At 68.0% G+C, this 734-nt stretch carries 1 protein-coding gene; it reads right to left on the bottom strand.

What is annotated here, in order from left to right; translation table 11 throughout:
• On the bottom strand, positions 1-734 hold a 734-nt coding region (locus tag D471_RS0100505), incomplete at both ends, for a PTS transporter subunit EIIC (protein ID WP_017596816.1).

Below are 734 nucleotides of genomic sequence, written 5' to 3'. Positions count from 1 at the left end.
CCCCGCCGGTCCCGGAGGCGGCCGCGGCCGTCCCGTCGTCCTCGGCGGGCTCGCGGCCCGGCGTGGGCAGGTTCATCTTCTTGATGAGGAACATGAACACGAAGTAGTAGAGGAAGAAGTAGGCGACGCCCATCGCCAGGATCCACACGAGCCCCGTCGTGTTCGACTTCGTCGCGTTGATGAGCAGGTCGATCGCTCCCGCCGAGAAGCCGAAGCCCAGGTGGGCGTCGATGGCGTTGAGCACGGCCATCGCGACGCCGGTCAGCACGATGTGCACCGCGAACAGCACCGGGGCGGCGAAGATGAACGCGTACTCGATCGGCTCGGTGATACCCGTGACGAACGCGGTCAGCGCGGCGGCGATCATGAGGCTGCCGATGTTCGCGCGCTGGGACGGGTGGGCGCAGCGCCAGATCGCCAGCGCCGCACCGGGCAGACCGAACATCAGGACGGGGAAGAAGCCCGACAGGAAGCCGCCCGCGCTCGGGTCACCCGCCAGGTAGCGGTTGATCTCGCCCAGGTACACGGTGCCGGTCTCCGGATCGGTGTACTCGCCGAACACGAACCACACGACCGAGTTGACGATGTGGTGCAGGCCCAGGGGCAGCAGAAGGCGGTTGATCACGCCGTAGATGCCCGCACCGACCGACCCGGCGCCGATGATCCACGCGCCCAGGTCGTTGATCCAGCCGCCGACCGTGGGCCAGACGAGTCCGAAGACCACGGCGATCAGG

The organism is Nocardiopsis lucentensis DSM 44048 (genome assembly GCF_000341125.1).
Classification (GTDB): domain Bacteria; phylum Actinomycetota; class Actinomycetes; order Streptosporangiales; family Streptosporangiaceae; genus Nocardiopsis; species Nocardiopsis lucentensis.
This window is presented reverse-complemented; position numbering and strand designations above follow the sequence as displayed.